The sequence below is a fragment of the Streptomyces sp. NPDC091272 genome (assembly GCF_044757485.1).
Classification (GTDB): domain Bacteria; phylum Actinomycetota; class Actinomycetes; order Streptomycetales; family Streptomycetaceae; genus Streptomyces.
Genome location: NZ_JBIVVC010000009.1, coordinates 174,713 through 196,358, shown reverse-complemented (window position 1 = coordinate 196,358; position 21,646 = coordinate 174,713). Strand labels below are relative to the sequence as shown.

Sequence of the window (21,646 nt, the reverse complement as noted above, 5' to 3'; positions counted from 1 at the left end):
CGCAGTTCCCCGCGCCCCTGAAGGGGCCGTCCCACTTCGTGCGGGTCGGTGGGGGCTGGGCGCGCAGTTCCCCGCGCCCCTAGGAGGTGCCCCCTGGACGGGGGTGTGGACCGTGCAGGCGCATCGTGGCTGATCGCGCAGTTCCCCGCGCCCCTGAAGGGGCCGTCCCACTTCGTGCGGGTCGGTGGGGGCTGGGCGCGCAGTTCCCCGCGCCCCTAGGAGGTGCCCCCTGAGCGAGGGGGCGGAGCGTGCGGGTGCGTCGTGGCCCGGCGCGCCGTTCCCGCGCCCCTGGAAGGGGCCGTGTGTCTAGCGAGAAGCGACCTCGACGACCGCGGGGCCGCGCGAGGACGTGTCCCACGGGTCGTCACTCGTGCTGCGCTCCCCCTGCACGATCGCCCAGATCATGAACGCGAGGAACGCCGCACCGATCAGGATCCCGACCGCTCCGGTGATGATCCCGGCAAGGGCCATGCCCCCGTTCGTCGCGACACCGCGCCCGACCCTCTTGCGTCCCAGGATGCCGAAGATCACCGCCATGATGCCGAGAATGATGCCCAGGACGCCCCAGCCGCAGAACATGGGGATCGACACGATCCCCAGGACCATCGCCGTGATGCCGAAACCGTTCTGCGGCTGCCCCTGCCCGGTCCAGCCGACCGCTCCCGTGTACCCGGGGTAGCCGGGGTACCCGCCGCCGGGAGCCGCGGGCGGGGCAGGGTAGGCCGACGGGTATCCGTACTCACCGGGCGGCGGCCCTGCCGCCGGATATCCGTACGCCGCGCGAGCCCCCGGCTGCGGCGCGGAACCGGCCGGATCCGCCCCCGTCCCCGCCCCCGGCATCGACGTCACCGTCGGCTGGTCATGCACCGGGTACCCGCCAGGACCGCCGGGACCGGCAGGCCCCCCGGGGCCGCCAGCACCAGCCGGCCCGCCAGGGCCGCCCTGCTCGCCGCCCCCCGACTTCTCCAGCGGCACCCTGTTCCCCGACTCCTCCGGCGGTGCCCACGGGTCCGGTGCCCCCGAAGGCTGCGGTGTGTTGTCTGACATGGCCCCTCCCCCATCGTGATTCCCGGTCATGCTACGGCGTACCCCACATGGCCGAGTGTCCCGCCTACGATGATCCCCAGCCACTCGCGCCACCCCGGCGTACCACCCGCATCAGGAGGATCCGATGTCAGACCTGCGCCCCTTCATCGCGGGCCTGCCCAAGGCAGAGCTGCACGTCCACCACGTCGGATCCGCCTCGCCCCGTATCGTCGCCGAGCTGGCCGCCCGGCACCCGGACTCCGAGGTGCCGGGAGACCCCGCCGCGCTCACCGAGTTCTTCAAGTTCCGGGACTTCGCGCACTTCGTCCAGGTGTACCTCGCCGTCGTGGACGTGATCCGCACCCCCGAGGACGTCCGGCTGCTCACCTACGAGGTGGCCCGCGACATGGCCCGGCAGAACATCCGGTACGCCGAGCTGACCGTCACCCCCTACAGCTCGACCCGCCGCGGCATCCCGGCCGAGGACTTCATGGCGGCCATCGAGGACGCCCGTAAGGCCGCCGAGTCCGAGCTGGGCGTCGTGCTGCGCTGGTGCTTCGACATCCCCGGTGAGGCCGGCCTCGAATCGGCGGAGGAGACGGTGCGTCTCGCTCTTGAGCACCGTCCGGAGGGCCTGGTCTCCTTCGGCCTCGGCGGCCCCGAGATCGGCGTGCCGCGTCCGCAGTTCAAGCCGTACTTCGACCGGGCGATCGAGGCCGGCCTGCACTCCGTCCCGCACGCCGGCGAGACGACGGGCCCCGAGACCATCTGGGACGCCCTGGGCGACCTGCGCGCCGAGCGCATCGGCCACGGCACCAGCGCCACCCAGGACCCGAAGCTGCTCGCCCACCTGGCCGAGCACCGCATCCCGCTCGAAGTCTGCCCGACCTCGAACATCGCGACCCGCGCCGTCGCCGACCTCGACCAGCACCCGATCAAGGAAATGGTCGCGGCCGGCTGCCTGGTCACGATCAACAGCGACGACCCGCCGATGTTCGGCACCGACCTCAACAACGAGTACGCGGTCGCCGCCCGCCTCCTCGACCTGGACGAGCGGGGTCTGGCCGACCTCGCCAAGAACGCCGTCGAGGCGTCCTTCCTCGACCCGGCGGGCAAGGCGAAGCTGTCCGCCGAGATCGACGATTACACCACCCGGTGGCTCGCCCGCTGAGCGCTCTCGCGGCTGTTCGCCAAGAATGGCCCCATGAGCACCGAGAGCCTCACCGCCGGAGCCCGGTCCGGAGCCTCCGCCGGAGTCCCTGCCGCGATCCGCGCCGGAGTCCCCGCCGGAGTCCATTCCGGTGTCCACGCCGTGGGTCACCGCGGTGACCCGTACCGCTTCCGTGAGAACACGCTCGCCTCGATCCGCTCGGCCCTTGAGCTCGGCGCCGACGCGGTCGAGGTGGACGTACGGCTGACCCGGGACAACGTCCCGGTCCTGCTGCACGACGAGACGCTGAAGCGGCTCTGGGGGCACGACCGCTGGCTGGTCGACCTCACGAAGGCCGACGTCGACGAGCTGACCGGGCACGGCGTGCCCACCCTGCGCGAGGCGATCCTGGCCGTCGGCGCGCGACGGCTGATGATCGATCTGCGCGGGGCGCACGACTCGGCGGTGCGCACGGTGGTGGGTGGCGTCCACGAGGCGGGCGCGAGCGAGCGCACGTACTACTGCGGCGGCCCCAGCACCATGCTGCGCGTCCGGACCGCCGACCCGCACGCCGAGATCGCCCTGAGCTGGGCGTCCTGCGCCCCGCCCCGCCCCGAACTGCTCGCCGCGATCACGCCCCGCTGGCTCAACTACCGCTTCGGCCTGATCGACCGCGCGCTCACCGCCCGCGCCCACCGCGACGGCCTGCTGGTCGCGGCCTGGACCCCGGACACCACCCGGAACATGCGGCAGCTGCTCGCCGCGGGCGTGGACGCGATCACCACCAACCGCCTCGACCTGCTCGCGAAGGCCACCACCAAGTACCTGAACAAGAAACGCAGTTGATCCGTCCGGCATGATGGCCCTCGCCACCCGCACCGCAGGAGAGGGATTCACCGTGCCCGAAGCGATACGCACCGACGTCGCCCACAACGCCCGCGTCTGGAACTACTGGCTCGGCGGCAAGGACCACTACCCCGTGGACACGGCGGTGGGCGAGCAGGTCAGCTCCTTCTACCCGAGCATCGGGGAAGTCGCCCGCGCGGACCGGCGGTTCCTGGGCCGCGCGGTGTCGTACCTGGCGGGTGAGGCGGGCCTGCGGCAGTTCCTGGACATCGGCACCGGGCTGCCCACGGCGGACAACACCCACCAGGTCGCCCAGCGCATCGCCCGCGACTCCCGGATCGTGTACGTCGACCACGACCCGGTGGTCCTGGCGCACGCCCGCGCCCTGCTGACCGGCACCCCGCAGGGCCGCACCGCGTACATCGACGCGGACGCCCGCGAGCCCGGGAAGATCCTGGAACAGGCGGCCCTGACCCTCGACCTGGACCGCCCGGTGGCCGTGATGCTGCTGGGCATCCTCAACTTCGTCGCGGACACCGACGAGGCCCGGTCGATCGTGCGGACCCTGATGGAGGCCCTCCCGGTGGGCAGCCACCTGGCGATCACCCACCCCACCCTGGAACTGGGCGGCGAGGGCAACGAGGCCGCGATGGAGTTCTGGAACAAGAACGCGACCCCGCCGATCACCGCCCGCACCGGCGCGGAGTTCGCCTCCTTCCTGGAGGGCCTCGACCTGCTGGAGCCCGGCATCGTTTCGTGCGCGCGCTGGCGCGGCGAGGACCCGTCGGTGGCGCAGTTCGGCGCGGTGGCGGTCAAGAGCCGTTGAGGACGCGGGCGGGCGCCGGTGGGCGCTGCCACGCGGCGCTCGCGAGCGGCACCACCGGATCGACGCCGGCGGCACTACCGGATCGACGCGAGCGCCGCTCCCGACACCGCGACCGGCGCCGTCAGCGCCTCCAGCCGCTTGATCTTCCGCCGTACGATCGCCAGCGGGATCACCCCGAACACCCCGAAGGCCATGTCGATCACCGACCACCAGAAGGGGATCCCCCTGATCGGGCCGCAGATCAGGGCGAGCGGGACGATCCCGGCGCAGGCGATCATGCCGAACTCGACGACCCACACGTTGCGCACCGGGTCGCGGTAGGGCCCGTAGAAGGCGACGGCTATGACGAGGTGCGCGAAGGCGAGCCAGTCTGTCCCGTACAGCACGAAGGGGTACTTCGCGTCGGTCGCCACGAGCCCGTCCCGGACGCGCTCGACCCACTCCATGAGCCCCGGCGCGGCGTCGGCGAGCGGGGAGTCCCGCAACAGGCCGGTCAGCCAGTCGAGTTCGGTGACGAGCGGGAAGGCCGTCAGCCCGCTCAGCACCAGGCACACGATGAAGAGGATCAACCACACACGGATGCGCCTCTGAAGGGCGGCAGGCTCGTTCATGCCCGCAGCGTACGAGTACCTTCACGCGGCCTTTACGACTCCCCCACGCTCACCGCCACAAGTGCATGGGGGAGACTGGTGGTTCGGGCCCGTCCCTACAGCCCCACGATGCTGTTCCACCGCTTCGCGAACTCCAGCCGCTCCTCGGCGGTGATGTCCCGCGCGATCGCGAGCCGCTTGCGGAGGTCGTCGTCGGGGAAGATCAGCGGGTCCTCGGCCAGCGCGGCCGTCTCCTCGTCCTTGGACGAGGCGATGATGTCGCGGGCCGCGGGGACCGGGCACACGTAGTTCACCCAGGCGGCCAGCTCCGCCGCCACCTCGGGCTCGTAGTAGTAGTCGACGAGCCGTTCCGCATTGCGCTTGTGCTCGGCGAGGTTGGGGATCATCAGGGACTCGGCCCACAGCTCCGCCCCCTCCTCGGGAACCACGAACTCGATGTCCGGGTTGTCCGCCTGGAGCTGGATGACGTCACCGGAGTAGGCCTGGCAGGCCAGCACGTCGCCCGAGGCGAGGTCCTTGACGTAGTCGTTGCCGGTGAAGCGCCGGATGTGCTTGGTCCGCACCAGCTTCTCGACCTGCTCGCACATCCGGTGGAAGTCGTCCGCGCCCCACCGTGTGACGTCCGTGCCGAGCCCCTGCATCAGCAGGGCGAAGCTCTCGTCCAGGCCGGAGAACAGCGTGACCCTGCCCTTGAGTTCGGGCCGCCACAGGTCCGAGGTGTGCTTGATCTCCCGGCCCAGCCGCTTGCGGTTGTAGGCGATGCCGGTGATGCCGGACTGCCAGGGCACGCTGTGCAGCCGGCCCTTGTCGAAGGCGGGCTCGCGCAGTTGCGGGTCGAGGTACTTCGCCACGTTCGGCTGTTTGGCGCGGTCCATCTCCTGGACCCAGCCGAGCCGTACGAACCGGGCGGCCATCCAGTCGCTGATCACCACGAGGTCGCGGCCGGTCCGCTGGTGGTTCATCAGCGCCGGGCTCACCTTGCCGAAGAACTCGTCGTTGTCGTTGATCTCCTCGGTGTACCGGACCGAGATCCCGGTGCGCCGGGTGAACTCCTCCAGCGTGGGGCGCCTGGACTCGTTCTCCTCGTCGGTGTCGATGTAGAGCGGCCAGTTGGCGAACTGCAGGTTCCGGTCGCGGTCGGAGGAGTCCGCGCCGGCCCGCTCCCCCGGTTTGACGAAGGCCGCGGGCACGCCGCAGCCGGTGAGTGCGGCGAGCGCGCCCGTCGTACCGATGCCGTACCCGATACCGCGGAGCACCGTACGACGCGAAGGACCGTGCGGGAGACGACGCGAAACGCGACCAAGATCAGCCATGGACACACCCTTTCGGAACGCACGAGGGGCGGGCAATAGACAGTCTGCCTACCGCCCGCCCCGGATCCTCGGCTCAGCCGTCGAGGGACGTCATGACGTGCTTGATGCGTGTGTAGTCCTCGAAGCCGTACGCCGAGAGGTCCTTGCCGTAGCCGGACTGCTTGAACCCGCCGTGCGGCATCTCCGCGACCAGCGGGATGTGGGTGTTGATCCACACGCAGCCGAAGTCGAGGTTCTTGGACATCCGCATGGCGCGCGCGTGGTCCTTGGTCCAGACGGAGGAGGCGAGGGCGAACTCGACGCCGTTCGCCCACTCCAGGGCCTGCGCCTCGTCCGTGAAGGACTGGACGGTGATGACGGGGCCGAAGACCTCGTTCTGGATGATCTCGTCGTCCTGCTTGAGGCCGGAGACGACGGTCGGGGCGTAGAAGTAGCCCTTGTCGCCGACCCGGTGGCCGCCTGCCTCCACCTTGGCGTGCGCGGGCAGGCGCTCGACGAAGCCGGAGACCTGCTTCAGCTGGTTGGCGTTGTTGAGCGGGCCGTAGAGCACGTCCTCGTCGTCCGGCAGACCGGTCTTGGTGTCGGCCGCCGCCTTGGCCAGCGCGGTGACGAACTCGTCGTGGATCGACTCCTGCACGAGCACGCGAGTGGCGGCCGTACAGTCCTGGCCCGCGTTGAAGAAGCCCGCCACCGAGATGTCCTCGACGGCCTTGGCGATGTCGGTGTCCTCGAACACGACGACCGGCGCCTTGCCGCCCAGCTCCAGGTGGACCCGCTTGAGGTCCTTGGCCGCAGACTCGGCGACCTGCATGCCGGCCCGTACGGAACCGGTGATGGAGGCCATCGCGGGGACCTTGTGCTCGACCATGGTGCGGCCCGTGTCGCGGTCGCCGCAGACGACGTTGAAGACGCCCTTGGGCACGACGGAGCCGATGATCTCGGCCATCAGGACGGTCGAGGCGGGGGTGGTGTCCGACGGCTTGAGAACGACCGTGTTGCCCGCGGCGAGCGCCGGGGCGAACTTCCACACGGCCATCATCATCGGGTAGTTCCACGGCGCGACCTGCGCGCAGACGCCGACCGGCTCCCGGCGGACGATGGAGGTCAGGCCCTCCATGTACTCGCCCGCGCTGCGGCCTTCGAGCAGTCGCGCCGCACCCGCGAAGAAGCGGATCTGGTCGACCATGGGCGGGATTTCCTCGGTGCGGGTCAGGCCCAGCGGCTTGCCGCAGTTCTCCGACTCCGCGGCGATCAGCTCCTCCGCGCGCTCCTCGAAGGCGTCCGCGATCTTCAGCAGGGCCTTCTGGCGCTCGGCGGGCGTCAGGTCGCGCCAGGCGGGGAACGCCTCGGCGGCGGCGGTCATCGCGGCGTCGACGTCCTCCTGGCCGGACAGCGGCGCGGTCGCGTACGCCTCGCCCGTCACCGGATTGACGACCTCGGTGGTCCGCCCGTCGGCGGCGTCCCGGAACTCCCCGGCGATGTAGTTGCGCAGACGGCGCAGCTCGGTGGTCACGGCCACTCTCCCTATGTCTGTCCGGTGGGTGAGATACCCACATTAGCCAGAGAGGTATCGCTTTCGACATACCCGCCCGCCAAGAACTTCGGATTCAGTTAAATCACACCCGTGGAACAACGAATTTCATCGGTTTGCCCTTGCGGGACGGGCGAGACCTCATGCAGAGTGGCCTCGTGGTCAGTCGTAGCGCAGAACCCAGGCCGGGCAGCGGCAGCTCCCCGGCGATCGACGCCGTCTCTCTGGCGATCATCGAACAGCTCCAGGAGGACGGCCGCCGGCCGTACGCCGCCATAGGCAAGGCGGTGGGCCTCTCCGAGGCCGCCGTGCGCCAGCGCGTACAGAAGCTGCTCGACCAGGGCGTCATGCAGATCGTCGCCGTCACGGACCCGCTCACCGTGGGCTTCCGCAGGCAGGCGATGGTCGGCATCAACGTGGAGGGCGACCTCGATCCGGTCGCGGACGCGCTCACCGACATGCCGGAGGTCGAGTACGTCGTGGTCACGGCGGGCTCCTTCGACCTGCTCGCGGAGATCGTCTGCGAGGACGACGACCACCTCCTGGAGATGATCAACAAACGCATCCGGACCCTCCCCGGAGTGCGCTCCACCGAGAGCTTCGTCTACCTCAAGCTCAAGAAGCAGACCTATATGTGGGGAACCCGATAGCCGTGAGTGCCACCAGCAACGCCACCAGCAGCCCCGCGGGCAAGGACCTCTCGAAGACCGCGTACGACCACCTGTGGATGCACTTCACCCGCATGTCGTCGTACGAGAACGCCCCCGTGCCGACCATCGTGCGCGGCGAGGGAACGCACATCTTCGACGACAAGGGCAAGCGCTACATCGACGGCCTCTCCGGCCTCTTCGTCGTGAACGCCGGCCACGGCCGCCACGAGCTCGCCGAGACCGCCTACAAGCAGGCCCAGGAACTGGCCTTCTTCCCGGTGTGGTCGTACGCCCACCCCAAGGCCGTCGAACTGGCCGAGCGGCTCGCGCACTACGCGCCGGGCGACCTGAACAAGGTGTTCTTCACGACGGGCGGCGGCGAGGCCGTCGAGACCGCGTGGAAGCTCGCCAAGCAGTACTGGAAGCTGCGCGGCCACCACACCAAGTACAAGGTCATCTCGCGTGCGGTCGCCTACCACGGCACCCCGCAGGGCGCCCTGTCCATCACCGGTCTGCCCGCGCTGAAGGCCCCCTTCGAGCCGCTCGTACCGGGCGCGCACAAGGTGCCGAACACCAACATCTACCGCGCCCCGATACACGGCGACGACCCGGAGGCCTTCGGCCGCTGGGCCGCCGACCAGATCGAGCAGGAGATCCAGTTCGAGGGCCCGGAGACCGTCGCCGCGGTCTTCCTGGAGCCGGTGCAGAACGCCGGCGGCTGCTTCCCGCCGCCGCCCGGCTACTTCCAGCGGGTCCGCGAGATCTGCGACAAGTACGACGTGCTGCTGGTCTCGGACGAGGTCATCTGCGCCTTCGGCCGGCTCGGCACCATGTTCGCGTGCGACAAGTTCGGCTACGTGCCGGACATGATCACCTGCGCCAAGGGCATGACCTCGGGCTACTCCCCGATCGGCGCCTGCATCATCTCGGACAAGATCGCCGAGCCGTTCTACGAGGGTGACAACACCTTCCTGCACGGCTACACCTTCGGCGGCCACCCGGTCTCCGCCGCGGTCGGCCTCACCAACCTCGACATCTTCGAGCGCGAGGGCCTCAACCAGCACGTCCTGGACAACGAGGACGCGTTCTACCAGACGCTCCGCAAGCTCCACGACCTGCCGATCGTCGGCGACGTCCGCGGCAACGGCTTCTTCTACGGCATCGAGCTGGTGAAGGACAAGGACACCAAGGAGACCTTCACCGACGAGGAGACCGAGCGCGTCCTGTACGGCTTCCTCTCCAAGGCGCTGTACGAGAACGGCCTGTACTGCCGGGCCGACGACCGCGGTGACCCGGTCGTGCAGCTGGCCCCGCCGCTGATCTCCACCCAGGAGACCTTCGACGAGATCGAGAGCATCCTGCGGGCGGTCCTCACGGAGGCCTGGACCAAGCTCTGATCCCGCGCGGCCCCTCGGCTGCGTTCGATCCGCGTGGCCATCGGCCACGTCCTGATCCCACGCGGCCCCTTCCGAAGGGGTCCGCAGCGACGCCGGCCACGGCCCGGAAGCGCCCGTTCGAGTGAGAACGTCCGCCTCCGGGCCGTACGTCTGCCGTGCCGACGCGCCCCTCACACCTCGAATCCTTACGGTGCCCAGTGACCGATCGGCTCTCGTCTCGTTCCCCCGCAAGGGGCGGGATGCCGATCCGACACCCTCCCGGACAACCGTGAACCGAGGTGCACGCCATGGTGGCTCCGACGGACACCGCCCCGCCCGACAACGACGTCCTCTGGGCGCGCTCCCTGCACCACTCGTACGACGGCTCGCCCGCACTCACCGACGTCTCGCTCGGTGTCCGCGAGGGCGAGATCCTCGCCGTGACGGGGCCGCGCGGCAGCGGCAAGACCACCCTCCTCGGCTGTCTGTCGGGCCAACTGGTGCCGGACGACGGTGAGGTGTGGTTCAACAGCGTCCCCGTGCACACCATGGGCGCGCTGGCCAGGGAACGGCTGCGCAGGGACCGGTTCGCCTGGATCGCCCCCGAGCCGCACCTCGTACCCGAGCTCTCCGCCTGGGAGAACGCCGCCCTGCCCCTCCTGCTGCGAGGCGAGGGCCACCGGGCGGCGAAATCGTCGGCCATGGAGTGGCTGGAGCGCCTCGACATCGGGGCCGTCGCACGCAAGCGCCCGGCCGCGCTCCTCCAGTCGCAGCGCCAGCGCATCGCGATCGCCCGCGCCCTGGCCACCTCCCCCTCGGTCCTCTTCGCCGACGAGCCCACGGCCCCGCTGCACCGCAGGGAGGGCGCACAGGTCCTGCGCACCCTCTCCACCGCGGCCCGCTCGCACCGCATCACGGTCGTCCTGGCCACGCACGAGGCGGACGTCGCAGCCCTCGCCGACCGCGCGGTGGCCCTCGTCGACGGCCGTCGTGACAGCTCCGGACAGCTCACGGAGGGCCGCGCCGCGTGCTCGCTCTCCGTCTAGCCCGCGGCGCCCACCCGCTGGTGCTGCTGCGCCGACTGCTGGTCGCCGCGGCCTCGGCGGGCGTCGGGTTCCTCCTGCTGTGCACCCTCGGCCACGCGATCGGCCACCCGTCCTCCTCCTCCCTGCTCCGGCTCCTGTGGTGCCTGGTCCCGCTCGCCGCGACGGTGCAGTTCGCCGTCGCGGTGGCGCGTACCGACCCCAGCACCCGGCCGCGCACCGGCCTGTCCGCGGTGGGCCTGGGCCCGGCCCGGCTCGCGGCGACGGCGGCGGCCTCCACCGCCCTCTCCTGCACCGTCGGCAGCATGGTCGCCCTGCTCCTCTTCCTGCATCTGCGCGGCGATCTGACGGGGCTCCCCTTCGACGGCGCGGCCACCGAACTCCTCGCCGCGGGCCACCCGCTGCCGCTGCCTGCGGTGCTGATCCTGCTGACCCTCACCCCCCTCGCCGCGTCGGCGGCGACCGTGGTGGCCCTTCGTCCCCGCGCCGGCACGGCGCCCCGGCGGACCCGCACCGCGACCGCGTCGGAGGGTGTCTTCGCGGCAGGGACGGCGGGGACGGCAGGGGTGGCGGGGGTGGTGGGGGCGAACATCGCCGGATCCCCGGACTCCGCGCTCCTCGGCACGCCGGCCGCACCCTCCGCGCTCCTCGGCACGCGGCCCGCCCCCTCCGCGCCCGACATTGCGACGATCCCTCCCACCGGCCTGCCCTGGGGCGTCGCCCTGACCGCCGTGGGCCTGGCGGTGGAGACGTACGCGAGCCGCGCAGGTGGCGGGAGCGGTGCCCTCCCCCTGCCCGGCCACCCGGACATCGCCCCGGCGGGCGTCCTCGTGGGCTGGGCGCTGACCGCGGTGGGTCTCGCCATGGCGGGGCCGGGTCTCGTGCACCTGTGCGGCCTCCTCCTCCAGGCGGTACGCCCCGGAGCGGTGCGCCTGCTGGCCGGCCGCGCGCTCCAGGGCGAGGCACGGCGCATCGGCCGCCCGCTGGGCGTGCTCTGCGCGACCGCATCCGGCCTGATCGCGGCGAGCACCCTCTACGCGCACGCGGGCGGCGCCAGGTCCGCCTTCGGTCCGCTCTCCTCCCTGGGCGCCACCCTGGTCCTGGCCTGCACCACCGCGTCGCTGCTGACCGTCGCCCTGGAGACGAGGCAGGCCCGTACCGAAACCACCCGGGCCCTGCTGAGCCAGGGAGCCGCGGCCAAGACTCTCCGCGCGGCGGCCGCCACCCGGACGCTTGCTCTGCTCGCCTTCTTCGCCCCCTTGACCTGGGCGGTGGCCACCCTCGCCGCCACGCCCCTCGGCTGACCGTCCGGGCGCGCCCCCCGGCCGGTCGGCGGGGTCCGGGGGCCAGGGACCACGCCGGGCAGCGCCGCATACCATGCCTGCGTGCCTCAACACCCCGACCACGCCTCCCCCGCCGGCCCGACCGCCGAGCCGTCCCACCGCCCGACGGTTCACGATCCGGTGCTCCACGACCCCGAGATCGAGTCACTCGCCGAGTTCGACCGTGCGGTCGCGCAGGGCCCCCTGCGCGGCTACCGCCTCCAGTCCGTCGACCTGACGGACCGTACGGAGGCCCTGCTGGCCACCGACGCCGCGGGCTCGGTCTTCCTCGGCTGCCCGATGGCGGAGCGGGCGACCGCCAAGGTCAGGGCGGACGGCGCGCTGGTCTTCCCACCGGTCCCCGGCCTCCCCTTCAACCCGTACCGGGGCCTGCTCTACACCCCGGATGCCCTCTTCGAGGGACTGGCCGACGGCGGGTACGAGGCGACCCCCGACGCACTCGCCTACGCCTGGTTCCAGCGCACCAAGTCCGACGGCGACATACTCGCCTCGATGCTGCGTTCGATCCACGACGACGCGATCTCCGACGCCCTCGACGAGCACCTCACCGGCGCGCCGGTCGTCGGCGTCATGGGCGGTCACGCGATGGCCCGTGGCACCGACGCGTACGCGGGCGCCGCCCGCCTCGGCCGTACGCTCAGCCGCGCCGGGCTGACCGTCGCCACCGGCGGCGGCCCAGGCGCGATGGAGGCCGCGAACCTCGGCGCCTACGCGGCCCCGCACCCGGACTCCATGCTGGACGAGGCCCTCGCCGTGCTCGGCCGGGCCCCCTCCTTCACCCCGTCCGTCACCGACTGGGCCGCGGCGGCCTTCGCGGTGCGCTCGCGCTGGCCGGCCGGCGGCGACTCGGTCGGCATCCCCACCTGGTTCTACGGCCACGAGCCGCCGAACGCCTTCGCCGCGCACATCGCCAAGTACTTCGCCAACGCCACCCGCGAGGACGGCCTGCTGGCGCGCTCCACCGCGGGTGTCGTCTTCCTCCCCGGCGCGGCGGGAACCGTCCAGGAGATCTTCGACAACGCGACCCCGAACTACTACGAGTCGCGCGGCGAGCCCACGCCCATGGTGCTGGTCGACCGCACCCACTGGACCGAACGCCTGCCGGCCTGGCCGTTGCTCCAGTCCCTCGCCAAGGACCGCGCGATGGAACTCCGTATCGCCCTGGTCGACACGGTCGCCGAGGCCCCGGAGGCGCTGGCCCGCCTCAGGTCGGCGGGCGGCAGCGCCGAAATGCGTTAGGACTCGGAACCGGCGCGCGGTCATAGTGACGCGCATGACCACACTCATCAGGCACGTCACGATCGACTGCGCCGACGCCCACGCAATCGCGAGCTTCTGGGCGGCCGTGCTCGAAGCCCCGCTCGCCGACGACGACCTCCCCGGTGACCCCGAGGCCCTGGTGTCCGCACCGGGCGTCGGGGTCCTCTTCGTCCAGGTCCCCGAGGCCAAGACGGTCAAGAACCGCGTCCACCTCGACCTCCAGCCGCAGGACCGCACCCGCGACGAGGAAGTGGCACGGGTCCTGGCGCTCGGCGCCACCCTGGTGGCCGACCACCGCAAACCCGACGGCACCGGCTGGGCGCTCCTCGCGGACCCCGAGGGCAACGAGTTCTGCGTCGAGCGCAGCGCCGCCGAACGCGCAGGCTGACGCGGGAGCGCGCCCGCGACACACGCGACACAGCGGACCCGCGCCCGCGCGAACACATCCGGCCGATACAGAAGCAACGCGCACGGGAATTCTCACGTCTGGTAGTCGGAGAACTCAAGCACGACGAACAACCCGTGAACGGAGCTTTTGGTGCTCATCGGTCTTGTCACCGCCATTGCGGCGTCGGTCTGCTACGGCACGGGCTCGGTCCTGCAAGCCGTCGGATCGCGGAAGTCCGCCCGCCGCGAGGCGGCCGCGGCGTCCACCACCGGTGTCACCCAGCACGGCGGGCCGAGCCTGTCCTCCACTGCGAAGGCGGCGATGACCTGGGAGTTCATCGTGGGCACCGCCCTGGACTTCCTGGGCTTCGCGCTCGGCGCGCTGGCCGCCCGGATGCTTCCGCTGTTCCTCTCCCAGACCGTGATCAGCGCCAACCTGGTCATCACCGCCGTGCTGAGCGTGAAGATGCTCGGCATCCGGCTGACCCGCAAGGAGTGGACCTCGATCGCTGTCGTCTGCGGCTCGCTGGTCCTGCTGGCGACCGCGGCGGGGCACGAGGGCAGCGGCCACACCGCGAGGGCGACCCACTGGTGGCTGCTGGCCGTCTCGGTCGGGCTGATGGCCGTGGGGACCGTAGTGGTACGGCTGATGGGCGCGGGCGCCGCGATCCTCGCCGGTCTCCTCTCCGGCCTGGGCTTCGGCGCCCTCGGCGTCGGCGTACGCATCCTGGACGGGGTGGACCCCTACGACCTGGGGGCGCTCCTCGCCGACCCGGCCCTGTACGCGATCCTGATCGCCGGGATCGGCGGCATGTACCTGCACACGGTGGCGCTCCAGATCGGCTCGGTCAACGGCGCCACCGCCGCCCTGGTGGTCGGCGAGACGGTGCTGCCCGGCATCATCGGCGTGGTCTGGCTGGGCGACGCCTCGCGGCCCGGTTTCGCGTGGGTGGCGATCGTCGGCTTCGTCCTGGCCGTGACGGGCGCGGTGGCCGTCGCCTGGTACGGCAAGCACGAGGGCGAGGAGGCAGCGGGCCCCGACGAGACACGGCGCCTGGTGGACACCCCTCGTTAGAGGGGGCGGGTACGGGTCGTACAGGGCGACCGAGCTCACCGGGCCAGCAGGGTACGGGTCGTACAGAACCGGCCCGAACTCACCGGGCCAGCAGTACGACCTCGTCCGCCGCGAAGGCGACGCCCACCTCCGCGCCTTCCGCAGGGGTGTCCCGCAGTGGGCACTCCGCCTCCAGCAGCGGCCCCTCCACCGGGCGCAGTCGCAGCGCGACGTGGTTGCCGCGGAAGGTGCGGGCTGCCACCGTGCAGGGCAGACCGTCCGCCGCGGGCACCAGCCGGACACCGGCGGGCCGTACCAGCAGCCGGGTCACACCCTGTGGCGCGTCCGCAGGGACGGGGATCTTGCCCCAGACCGTGTCCGCCGTCCCGCCGACGACACTCGCCTGCACCACGTTGTCGAAGCCCAGGAAGCGGGCCACGAACTCCGAGGCGGGACGCTGCCACACCTCCAGCGGGGTGCCCGCCTGCGCGATCCGGCCGTCCTGCATGACGACGACCCGGTCCGCGAGGGCGAAGGCCTCACCCTGGTCGTGGGTGACGGCGAGGACCGTGGTGCCCAGCCGGCCGAAAAGCTGGCGCAGTTCCACCACCAGCCGTTCGCGCAGCCCGCGATCGAGCTGCCCCAGCGGCTCGTCCAGCATCAGCAGCCTGGGCTCCGGGGCCAGCGCACGGGCGAGCGCGACCCGCTGCTGTTCACCGCCCGAGAGCGAGGAGACCGCGCGTCGCCGGGCGCCCGGCAGCCCGACCAGCTCCAGCAGCTCCTCGACCCGGCGCACCTGCTCGGCGCGTCCCACGCCCCGCATCCGCAGCCCGAAGGCGACGTTCGCGCCCACGTCACGCTGCGGAAAGAGCTGGTGGTCCTGGAACATCAGCCCCACCCCACGCCGGTGCACCGGCGTGCCCGCCTGGTCGACCCCGTCCAGCAGCACCCGCCCCGCGTCCGTCTCCTGGAGCCCGGCCACCACGCGCAGCAGCGTCGACTTGCCGCTGCCGCTCGGCCCCAGCACACAGACGATCTCGTGCGCGCACACCCGCAGGTCCACCGCGTCGAGCACCGCCCGCGCCCCGAACCGTACGGTGAGCGCTTCGAGCCCCAGCAGGGGCTGTGCCGCTTCGGTCATCTCAGAACTCCCCGGAGACGGATCGGTCGGGCCGGATGCGTTCCAGCACCAGCAGCGAGAGCGCGCAGACGACCATGAGGATCGTGCTGAGGGCCATCGCCTGCCCGTAGTTGAGGTCACCGGCCCGCCCGAGCAGCCGGGCCACGGCCACCGGGAGCGTCGGGTTGTCGGGCCGCGCGATGAAGACGGTCGCTCCGAACTCGCCCAGCGACACGGCGAAGGCGAACCCCGCCGCCACCAGCAGTGCCCGGCGCACCAGCGGCAGGTCCACCTCCCGCCAGGCCCGCAGCGGCGAGGCCCCGAGGACCGCCGCCGCCTCCCGCAGCCTGCCGTCCACCGCGCGCAGCACGGGCAGCATGGTCCGTACGACGAAGGGCACGCCCACCAGCGCCTGGGCGAGCGGCACCAGGATCCACGAGGTGCGCAGGTCCAGTGGCGGTTTGTTGAGGGTGATCAGGAAGCCGAAGCCCACGGTCACCGCGGAGACGCCCAGCGGCAGCATCAGCAGGGCGTCGAAACCCCGCACCAGCCGGCCCGCCCGCCGGGTCAGCGCGGCAGCCGCCAGTCCGCCCACGACCAGCGCGATCGCGGTCGCCACCACGGCGTACTGCAAGGAGTTCCAGACCGCTTCCAGCGGCGGTACCAGGAAGGTTCCGCCGCTGTCGGCCACCGAGCGCAGCGCCCGGTAGTAGCCGAACCCGTACCCCTGCGGCCCGTCCAGCGACCGCTCGACCAGCACGGACAGCGGAAGCAGGATCAGCACAAGTACGCTCGCCAGCACTCCGCCGAGCAGCGCCCACTGACCTGTGCCGCGCGGCCTGCGCGAGGTGCGCGCCGGGTCGACGAGCTTCAGCGCACCCTCCCGCCGGCGTACCGTCCACGCGTGCACGGCGAGGATCGCGCCCACCGCAGCGAACTGCACCAGCGTCAGCACTGCGGCGGTCGGCAGGTCGAGCAGCTGGGCGGTCTGCCGGTAGACCTCCACCTCCAGGGTGGAACGGGCGGGCCCGCCCAGGATCTGCACGACGCCGAACGACGTGAAGGTGAACAGGAAGACCATCAGCGCGGCGGCGGCCACCGCCGGCGCGAGCGCCGGCAAGGTCACCCGCCGCCAGGCCGTGAGGCGCCCCGCCCCGAGTACCCGCGCGGCCTCTTCCTGCCGCGGGTCGAGCTGCGACCACAGCCCGCCCACGGTCCGGACGACCACCGCGTAGTTGAAGAAGACGTGGGCGAGCAGGATCGCCCACACGGTGTTGTCGAGCCGTACGCCCCACGTCTCGTCGAGCAGCCCGCCGCGCCCCAGCACCGCCAGGAAGGCGGTACCCACGACCACGGTCGGCAGCACGAACGGCACGGTGACCACGGCCCGCAGCAGCTGCTTGCCCGGAAACTCGAACCGGGCGAAGACGTACGCCGCGGGCAGCGCGAGCAGCAGGGTGAGCGCCGTCGACGTGACGGCCTGCCAGGTGGTGAACCAGAGCACGCCGAGGATGTCCGGATCGCCCAGCACCTCGCCGATCCGCCCGAGCTGCCAGGTCCCGCTCGGCCGCAGTCCGCGCGCCACGATGGCGACGACCGGGTAGGCGAAGAACAGCGCGAAGAACGCCACCGGTACGGCCATCAGGCCGAGCCGCACCGCACCGCCGCGCCAGGAACCCCGCCGGGCGCCTTCGCGGGCGCCCGGCCGGGGCCCGCCTACTTGTTCACCAGCGAGGACCACGACTTGACCCACTGCTCACGGTTGTCGGCGATCTTCTTGGGCGCGACGGTCAGCGGCCTGTCGACGGTGGCGCCGAACTTCGCGTACACCTCGGGCAGCTCGGTGTCCTTGACCGCCGGGTTGACGAACATCTTCAGCGGCAGGTCCTGCTGGAACTGCTTGCCGAGCAGGAAGTCGAGGAGCGCCTTGCCGCCGGCCTCGTTCTTCGCCCCGTCGAGCAGTCCGGCGAACTCGACCTGGCGGAAGCAGGTGCCGGTGGCGACGCCGGTCGGCGCCTCGGCGGGCCTCGGTTCGGCGAACAGCACCTCGACGGGCGGGCTGGAGGCGTACGAGACGACCAGCGGCCGGTCGGCCTTCGCCTTCTTGCCGCCGGCGGAGCCCGAGAACTCCTCGTTGTACGCCTGCTCCCAGCCGTCCACGACCTTGACGCCGTTGTCCTTGAGCTTCTGCCAGTAGCCCTGCCAGCCGGCGTCGCCGTACCGTCCCGCGGTCGCGAGCAGGAACCCGAGGCCCGGCGAGGAGGTGGCGGCGTTCTCGGTGACGAGCAGGTTCTTGTAGGCGGGCTTGACCAGGTCGTCGAGCGACTTCGGCGGTGCCAGCTTCTTCTCGGCGAAGTACTTCTTGTCGTAGTTGACGCAGATGTCGCCGGTGTCGACCGGGGTCACCCGGTGCTCGCCCTTGTCGAGCTGGAGGTCCGCGGGCACGCCGTTCAGGCCCTTGGCCTCGTACGGCTGGAAGAGGCCGTTGTCGAGCGCGCGCGAGAGAAGGGTGTTGTCCACGCCGAAGAAGACGTCACCGCGGGGCGAGCCCTTGGTCAGGATCTCCTGGTTGAGGGCGGCTCCCGCGTCACCGCTCTTGAGCACCTTGACCGTGTAGCCGGACTGCCGGGTGAACTCCTTGAGCACGGCGGGCGAGACGTCGAAGGAGTCGTGGCTGACCAGGGTGACGGTCTTGGAACCGCCGGCCCCGGCCTCCTTGTCACCGTCGGACGGCCCGCCGCAGGCGGCGAGCGCACCGACGCTGAGCACGGCGGCCACGGAGACCGCCGCGTACCTCCTGGTGGTGCGCACTGACCTCTTGATGGTGCTCACTGGTGAAGTCCTCCTGGAAATGACCAGGAAGAGACGCGGCCCCGCCCACCTCGGAAAAAGTGGGCAGGGCGCAACAGCTCGAGTTACGACCGAACTTCCTACCCAGAATGACCTGGGCGAGGTTCAGAGGGTCTGCAGTGAGAACTGCACTCTCAGCGCTGTGGCGCTCCCCTGTCGGAATATGCAGATGTGCGGCCCAGCGTACAACCAGGCGCCCGGCGGTCAGCGCTCGGAGGCCGCCAGCTGCCCGCAGGCGCCGTCGATCTCCTGGCCGCGGGTGTCGCGCACCGTCACCGGTACCCCGTGCGCCGCGATGGCCGCCACGAACGCCTTCTCGTCCTCGGGGCGCGAGGCGGTCCACTTGGAGCCGGGGGTCGGGTTCAGCGGGATCAGGTTGACGTGCACCCGCTTGTTCTTGAGCAGCCGCCCCAGCAGGTCACCGCGCCATGCCTGGTCGTTGATGTCCCTGATCAGCGCGTACTCGATGGAGATGCGACGGCCCGACTTCTCCGCGTACTCCCATGCGGCGTCCAGCACCTCACGCACCTTCCAGCGCGTGTTGACCGGCACCAGCGTGTCGCGCAGCTCGTCGTCGGGGGCGTGCAGCGACACGGCGAGGCGGCACTTGAAGCCCTCGTCGGCGAACCGCAGCATCGCGGGCACCAGGCCCACGGTGGAGACGGTGATCCCGCGCTGGGAGAGCCCGAGGCCGTCCGGCTCGGGGTCGGTCAGCCGGCGGATCGCGCCGACGACGCGCTTGTAGTTGGCGAGCGGCTCGCCCATCCCCATGAAGACGATGTTCGACAGCCGCGCGGGGCCGCCGGGCACGTCCCCGTCGCGCAGTGCCCGCATCCCGTCCACGATCTGGTGCACGATCTCCGCGGTGGAGAGGTTCCGGTCGAGACCGGCCTGCCCGGTCGCGCAGAACGGGCAGTTCATGCCACAGCCGGCCTGCGAGGAGATGCACATGGTCACCCGGTCCGGGTAGCGCATCAGCACGGACTCGACGAGCGTCCCGTCGTGCATCTTCCACAGCGTCTTACGCGTGGTCTCCTGGTCGGTCGACAGATGGCGGACCACCGTCATCAGCTCCGGCAGCAGCGCCTCGCGGAGCTTGCCGCGCGAACCGGCGGGAATGTCGGTCCACTGCTCCGGGTCGTGCGCGTAGCGCGCGAAGTAGTGCTGGGACAGCTGCTTGGCGCGGAACGGCTTCTCGCCGATCTCGGCGACGACCTCCTTGCGCTCGGCGGGCGTGAGGTCGGCGAGGTGCCGCGGGGGCTTCTTGGCTCCGCGGGGCGCGACGAAAGTGAGTTCTCCGGGTACAGGCATGGTCATACCAGTGTGGCAGATGTACGACAAGAGGCCCGCCGTCCTGTGGACGGGGGCCCCTTACGCAACAACGCAGCAGGTCACAGGCGCGGTGTCACGCCGAACCCACGAAGATCACCAGCAGCAGCCAGACCACGGGAGCCGTCGGGAGGAGGGAGTCGAGGCGGTCCATGATGCCGCCGTGGCCCGGCAGCAGTGTGCCCATGTCCTTGATCCCGAGGTCCCTCTTGATCATGGACTCGCCCAGGTCGCCCAGGGTGGCGCTGGCCGCGACCGCGAGGCCGAGCAGCGCGCCCTGCCACCACGTACCGCCGTCGACCAGCAGCGTCATGCAGACCACGCCCGCCGCCATCGCGAAGGCGATCGCGCCGAGCAGGCCCTCGCGGGTCTTGCCGGGGCTGATGCGCGGCGCCAGCTTGTGCTTGCCGAAACGCCAGCCCACCGCGTAGGCGCCGGTGTCGCTGACCACCGTCAGCAGCAGGAAGGTGAGCACCCGCTGCGGGCCGTCGTGCGCCGTGAGCATCATCGCGACGAAGGTGGCCAGGAACGGCACGTAGAACGCGGCGAAGACACCCGCGGTGACGTCCTTGAGGTAGCCCTCGGGGGGCTCCGTCATCCGCCAGACCAGCACCGCGAGAGCGGTGAGCGCCATGGCGACCCAGGCGCCCTCGGGTCCGCGCACGTAACCCGCGATGACCATCGCCGCACCGCCGACCGCGAGCGGGACGAGCGGCGCCTTGATGCCCTTGCGCTCCTCCAGCCGGGAGGTGAGTTCCCAGAGCCCGACGACCACGGCGACCGCTATGACGCCGACGAAGACGGCCTTCCAGATGAACAGCGACGCCATGATGACCACGCCGAGACCGAGGCCGACCCCTATCGCCGCACGCAGATCACGGCCCGCACGCTTCTTCTGGGGAGGCTGCGGGGCCGGGGACGGGGTCGACATGGGCTCCTGAGGCATCTCGTCGCGGAACAGGGGAGCGCGCCCGGCAGCGGCGTCCACAGCTGGGTCCCCGGCCGCCGGAGCGGTGGGGGCAGCGGGATACTGCGCGGCGGGAGCGGGTCCCCGGTTCCGGTCGTCGCGGTCGTCGGCGTCTCTGCCTGTCTCAGGCACGATGGGCATGGGCCGAGTGTGCTGGGCGCCGTGCGCATCGTACGCGGGACCCGCCGGGAGGGGCCCCTGGTCGGGGGGTCCCCATTCACCGGCATAGCCCGCTCTCGGCGGGGCCCCCCAGGAAGAGTCGTTCATCAGACCTCGAGCAGCTCGGCTTCCTTGTGCTTGAGCAGCTCGTCCACCTGCGCCACGTACTTCGCGGTGGTGTCGTCGAGCTCCTTCTCGGCACGGCGGACCTCGTCCTCGCCGGACTCCTTGTCCTTGACGAGCTTGTCGAGGGTCTCCTTGGCCTTGCGGCGGACCGAGCGGATCGAGATCCGGGAGTCCTCGGCCTTGGTGCGCGCGACCTTGATGTAGTCCTTGCGGCGCTCCTCCGTCAGCTGCGGGAACGTCACCCGGATGATGCGGCCGTCGTTGCTCGGGTTGACGCCGAGGTCGGAGTCGCGGATCGCCTGCTCGATGTTGCGCAGGGCGCTCGCGTCGAAGGGGGTCACCACGGCCATCCGCGGCTCGGGGACCGAGAACGACGCCAGCTGGTTGATGGGGGTCACGGCGCCGTAGTACTCGGCCACGATCTTGTTGAACATCGCCGGGTGCGCACGGCCCGTGCGGATCGCGGCGAAGTCCTCCTTGGCGACCACGACGGCCTTCTCCATTTTCTCCTCGGCCTCGAGGAGGATTTCTTCAATCACCACGTACTCCTGCATGTCTGGAACTGCTGCTGCATGTCTTGGACTGCTGCTGCGTGCGTTTGCTGCTGCGTGCGCGTCTTCTCCTGCACGGTGTCCGACCGGCAGGACATTGTCCATCCCCCGGATACGTCCCGGCGGCC

19 protein-coding genes, 1 pseudogene and 1 riboswitch are annotated in these 21,646 nt (G+C 71.2%); of the genes and pseudogenes, 10 read left to right on the top strand and 10 right to left on the bottom strand.

From position 1 onward, the window contains the following. Positions 1 to 306: 306 nt before the first annotated feature. The gene (locus tag ACIQM4_RS24695) at positions 307 to 867 is read right to left on the bottom strand and encodes a DUF4190 domain-containing protein (RefSeq protein WP_401595447.1); all 561 of its coding nucleotides are present in this window, start codon (positions 865 to 867) and stop codon (positions 307 to 309) included. Positions 868 to 1,171: 304 nt separating this feature from the next. Between ACIQM4_RS24695 and ACIQM4_RS24690 the strand changes: the two genes are divergently transcribed. From ACIQM4_RS24690 to ACIQM4_RS24680, 3 genes are read left to right on the top strand one after another with little or no spacing between them, the layout of a single operon-like run. Beyond that, positions 1,172 to 2,197 (top strand): adenosine deaminase, encoded by a 1,026-nt coding sequence (locus ACIQM4_RS24690; protein WP_401595444.1) that lies wholly within the window; start codon positions 1,172 to 1,174, stop codon positions 2,195 to 2,197. A 33-nt stretch (positions 2,198 to 2,230) separates the two neighbouring features. Then, positions 2,231 to 3,022, top strand: a complete 792-nt coding sequence (locus ACIQM4_RS24685; protein WP_401595441.1) for a glycerophosphodiester phosphodiesterase — start codon at positions 2,231 to 2,233, stop codon at positions 3,020 to 3,022. A 13-nt stretch (positions 3,023 to 3,035) separates the two neighbouring features. Continuing rightward, a complete protein-coding gene (locus ACIQM4_RS24680; RefSeq protein ID WP_401595685.1) occupies positions 3,036 to 3,848 on the top strand; it encodes an SAM-dependent methyltransferase in 813 nt (270 codons plus the stop codon). 74 nt (positions 3,849 to 3,922) lie between these two features. On the opposite strand, the gene ACIQM4_RS24675 is transcribed toward ACIQM4_RS24680, so the two are convergent. The 3 genes from ACIQM4_RS24675 to ACIQM4_RS24665 form a co-directional block, all read right to left on the bottom strand. Further along, the gene (locus ACIQM4_RS24675; RefSeq protein ID WP_401595438.1) at positions 3,923 to 4,459 is read right to left on the bottom strand and encodes a hypothetical protein; all 537 of its coding nucleotides are present in this window, start codon (positions 4,457 to 4,459) and stop codon (positions 3,923 to 3,925) included. Positions 4,460 to 4,554: 95 nt separating this feature from the next. Continuing rightward, positions 4,555 to 5,772: a spermidine/putrescine ABC transporter substrate-binding protein gene (locus tag ACIQM4_RS24670; protein WP_401595435.1), complete on the bottom strand. Its 1,218-nt coding sequence runs from the start codon at positions 5,770 to 5,772 to the stop codon at positions 4,555 to 4,557. 73 nt (positions 5,773 to 5,845) lie between these two features. After that, complete coding sequence (locus ACIQM4_RS24665) at positions 5,846 to 7,285, bottom strand: gamma-aminobutyraldehyde dehydrogenase (RefSeq protein WP_401595430.1); 1,440 nt, start codon at positions 7,283 to 7,285, stop codon at positions 5,846 to 5,848. A 176-nt stretch (positions 7,286 to 7,461) separates the two neighbouring features. Between ACIQM4_RS24665 and ACIQM4_RS24660 the strand changes: the two genes are divergently transcribed. The 7 genes and pseudogenes from ACIQM4_RS24660 to ACIQM4_RS24630 all read left to right on the top strand — a co-directional run bounded on the left by ACIQM4_RS24660 (position 7,462) and on the right by ACIQM4_RS24630 (position 14,437). Continuing rightward, positions 7,462 to 7,953: an Lrp/AsnC family transcriptional regulator gene (locus ACIQM4_RS24660; RefSeq protein ID WP_401595427.1), complete on the top strand. Its 492-nt coding sequence runs from the start codon at positions 7,462 to 7,464 to the stop codon at positions 7,951 to 7,953. Next, on the top strand, positions 7,938 to 9,350 hold the full coding sequence (locus ACIQM4_RS24655) for an aspartate aminotransferase family protein (RefSeq protein WP_401595424.1): 1,413 nt from the start codon (positions 7,938 to 7,940) through the stop codon (positions 9,348 to 9,350). Before ACIQM4_RS24660 ends, ACIQM4_RS24655 begins: the two co-directional genes overlap by 16 nt. Positions 9,351 to 9,637: 287 nt before the next feature. Continuing rightward, complete coding sequence (locus tag ACIQM4_RS24650; protein ID WP_401595422.1) at positions 9,638 to 10,375, top strand: ABC transporter ATP-binding protein; 738 nt, start codon at positions 9,638 to 9,640, stop codon at positions 10,373 to 10,375. Next, a complete protein-coding gene (locus ACIQM4_RS24645; RefSeq protein ID WP_401595419.1) occupies positions 10,357 to 11,676 on the top strand; it encodes a hypothetical protein in 1,320 nt (439 codons plus the stop codon). Before ACIQM4_RS24650 ends, ACIQM4_RS24645 begins: the two co-directional genes overlap by 19 nt. A 159-nt stretch (positions 11,677 to 11,835) precedes the next feature. After that, the gene (locus ACIQM4_RS24640; RefSeq protein ID WP_401595682.1) at positions 11,836 to 12,954 is read left to right on the top strand and encodes an LOG family protein; all 1,119 of its coding nucleotides are present in this window, start codon (positions 11,836 to 11,838) and stop codon (positions 12,952 to 12,954) included. A 34-nt stretch (positions 12,955 to 12,988) separates the two neighbouring features. Further along, positions 12,989 to 13,357 (top strand): annotated as a pseudogene (locus tag ACIQM4_RS24635) (VOC family protein); the annotation flags it as partial. Between the two features lie 156 nt (positions 13,358 to 13,513). Then, positions 13,514 to 14,437 carry a hypothetical protein gene (locus tag ACIQM4_RS24630; protein ID WP_401595416.1) on the top strand — a complete coding sequence of 308 codons (924 nt, stop codon included), beginning with the start codon at positions 13,514 to 13,516 and terminating at the stop codon, positions 14,435 to 14,437. A gap of 79 nt (positions 14,438 to 14,516) precedes the next feature. Here the strand turns inward: ACIQM4_RS24630 and ACIQM4_RS24625 are convergent, their stop codons facing one another. From ACIQM4_RS24625 to frr, 6 genes are all read right to left on the bottom strand, one after another. Next, the gene (locus tag ACIQM4_RS24625) at positions 14,517 to 15,557 is read right to left on the bottom strand and encodes an ABC transporter ATP-binding protein (protein ID WP_401595414.1); all 1,041 of its coding nucleotides are present in this window, start codon (positions 15,555 to 15,557) and stop codon (positions 14,517 to 14,519) included. 1 nt (position 15,558) lies between these two features. Continuing rightward, the gene (locus tag ACIQM4_RS24620; RefSeq protein WP_401595679.1) at positions 15,559 to 17,178 is read right to left on the bottom strand and encodes an ABC transporter permease; all 1,620 of its coding nucleotides are present in this window, start codon (positions 17,176 to 17,178) and stop codon (positions 15,559 to 15,561) included. 74 nt (positions 17,179 to 17,252) lie between these two features. Next, a complete protein-coding gene (locus ACIQM4_RS24615; protein ID WP_401595412.1) occupies positions 17,253 to 18,368 on the bottom strand; it encodes a thiamine ABC transporter substrate binding subunit in 1,116 nt (371 codons plus the stop codon). Between the two features lie 77 nt (positions 18,369 to 18,445). Next, a riboswitch (TPP riboswitch) is annotated at positions 18,446 to 18,551 on the bottom strand. Between the two features lie 39 nt (positions 18,552 to 18,590). Next, positions 18,591 to 19,697: a 23S rRNA (adenine(2503)-C(2))-methyltransferase RlmN gene (gene rlmN, locus ACIQM4_RS24610; RefSeq protein WP_401595409.1), complete on the bottom strand. Its 1,107-nt coding sequence runs from the start codon at positions 19,695 to 19,697 to the stop codon at positions 18,591 to 18,593. Positions 19,698 to 19,791: 94 nt separating this feature from the next. Then, positions 19,792 to 20,949, bottom strand: a complete 1,158-nt coding sequence (locus tag ACIQM4_RS24605) for a phosphatidate cytidylyltransferase (RefSeq protein WP_401595406.1) — start codon at positions 20,947 to 20,949, stop codon at positions 19,792 to 19,794. After that, positions 20,949 to 21,506 carry a ribosome recycling factor gene (gene frr / locus ACIQM4_RS24600; protein WP_401595404.1) on the bottom strand — a complete coding sequence of 186 codons (558 nt, stop codon included), beginning with the start codon at positions 21,504 to 21,506 and terminating at the stop codon, positions 20,949 to 20,951. The genes ACIQM4_RS24605 and frr overlap by 1 nt, the downstream gene beginning before the upstream one ends. Positions 21,507 to 21,646: the final 140 nt, after the last annotated feature.

Coding starts and splice junctions, on each gene's coding strand:
- ACIQM4_RS24690 (WP_401595444.1), top strand. CDS start 1,172: ATGTCAGACCTGCGCCCCTTCATCGCGGGCCTGCCCAAGGCAGAGCTG.
- ACIQM4_RS24685 (WP_401595441.1), top strand. CDS start 2,231: ATGAGCACCGAGAGCCTCACCGCCGGAGCCCGGTCCGGAGCCTCCGCC.
- ACIQM4_RS24680 (WP_401595685.1), top strand. CDS start 3,036: ATGGCCCTCGCCACCCGCACCGCAGGAGAGGGATTCACCGTGCCCGAA.
- ACIQM4_RS24675 (WP_401595438.1), bottom strand. CDS start 4,459: ATGAACGAGCCTGCCGCCCTTCAGAGGCGCATCCGTGTGTGGTTGATC.
- ACIQM4_RS24670 (WP_401595435.1), bottom strand. CDS start 5,772: ATGGCTGATCTTGGTCGCGTTTCGCGTCGTCTCCCGCACGGTCCTTCG.
- ACIQM4_RS24650 (WP_401595422.1), top strand. CDS start 9,638: ATGGTGGCTCCGACGGACACCGCCCCGCCCGACAACGACGTCCTCTGG.
- ACIQM4_RS24625 (WP_401595414.1), bottom strand. CDS start 15,557: ATGACCGAAGCGGCACAGCCCCTGCTGGGGCTCGAAGCGCTCACCGTA.
- ACIQM4_RS24620 (WP_401595679.1), bottom strand. CDS start 17,178: ATGGCCGTACCGGTGGCGTTCTTCGCGCTGTTCTTCGCCTACCCGGTC.
- rlmN (WP_401595409.1), bottom strand. CDS start 19,697: ATGCCTGTACCCGGAGAACTCACTTTCGTCGCGCCCCGCGGAGCCAAG.
- ACIQM4_RS24605 (WP_401595406.1), bottom strand. CDS start 20,949: ATGAACGACTCTTCCTGGGGGGCCCCGCCGAGAGCGGGCTATGCCGGT.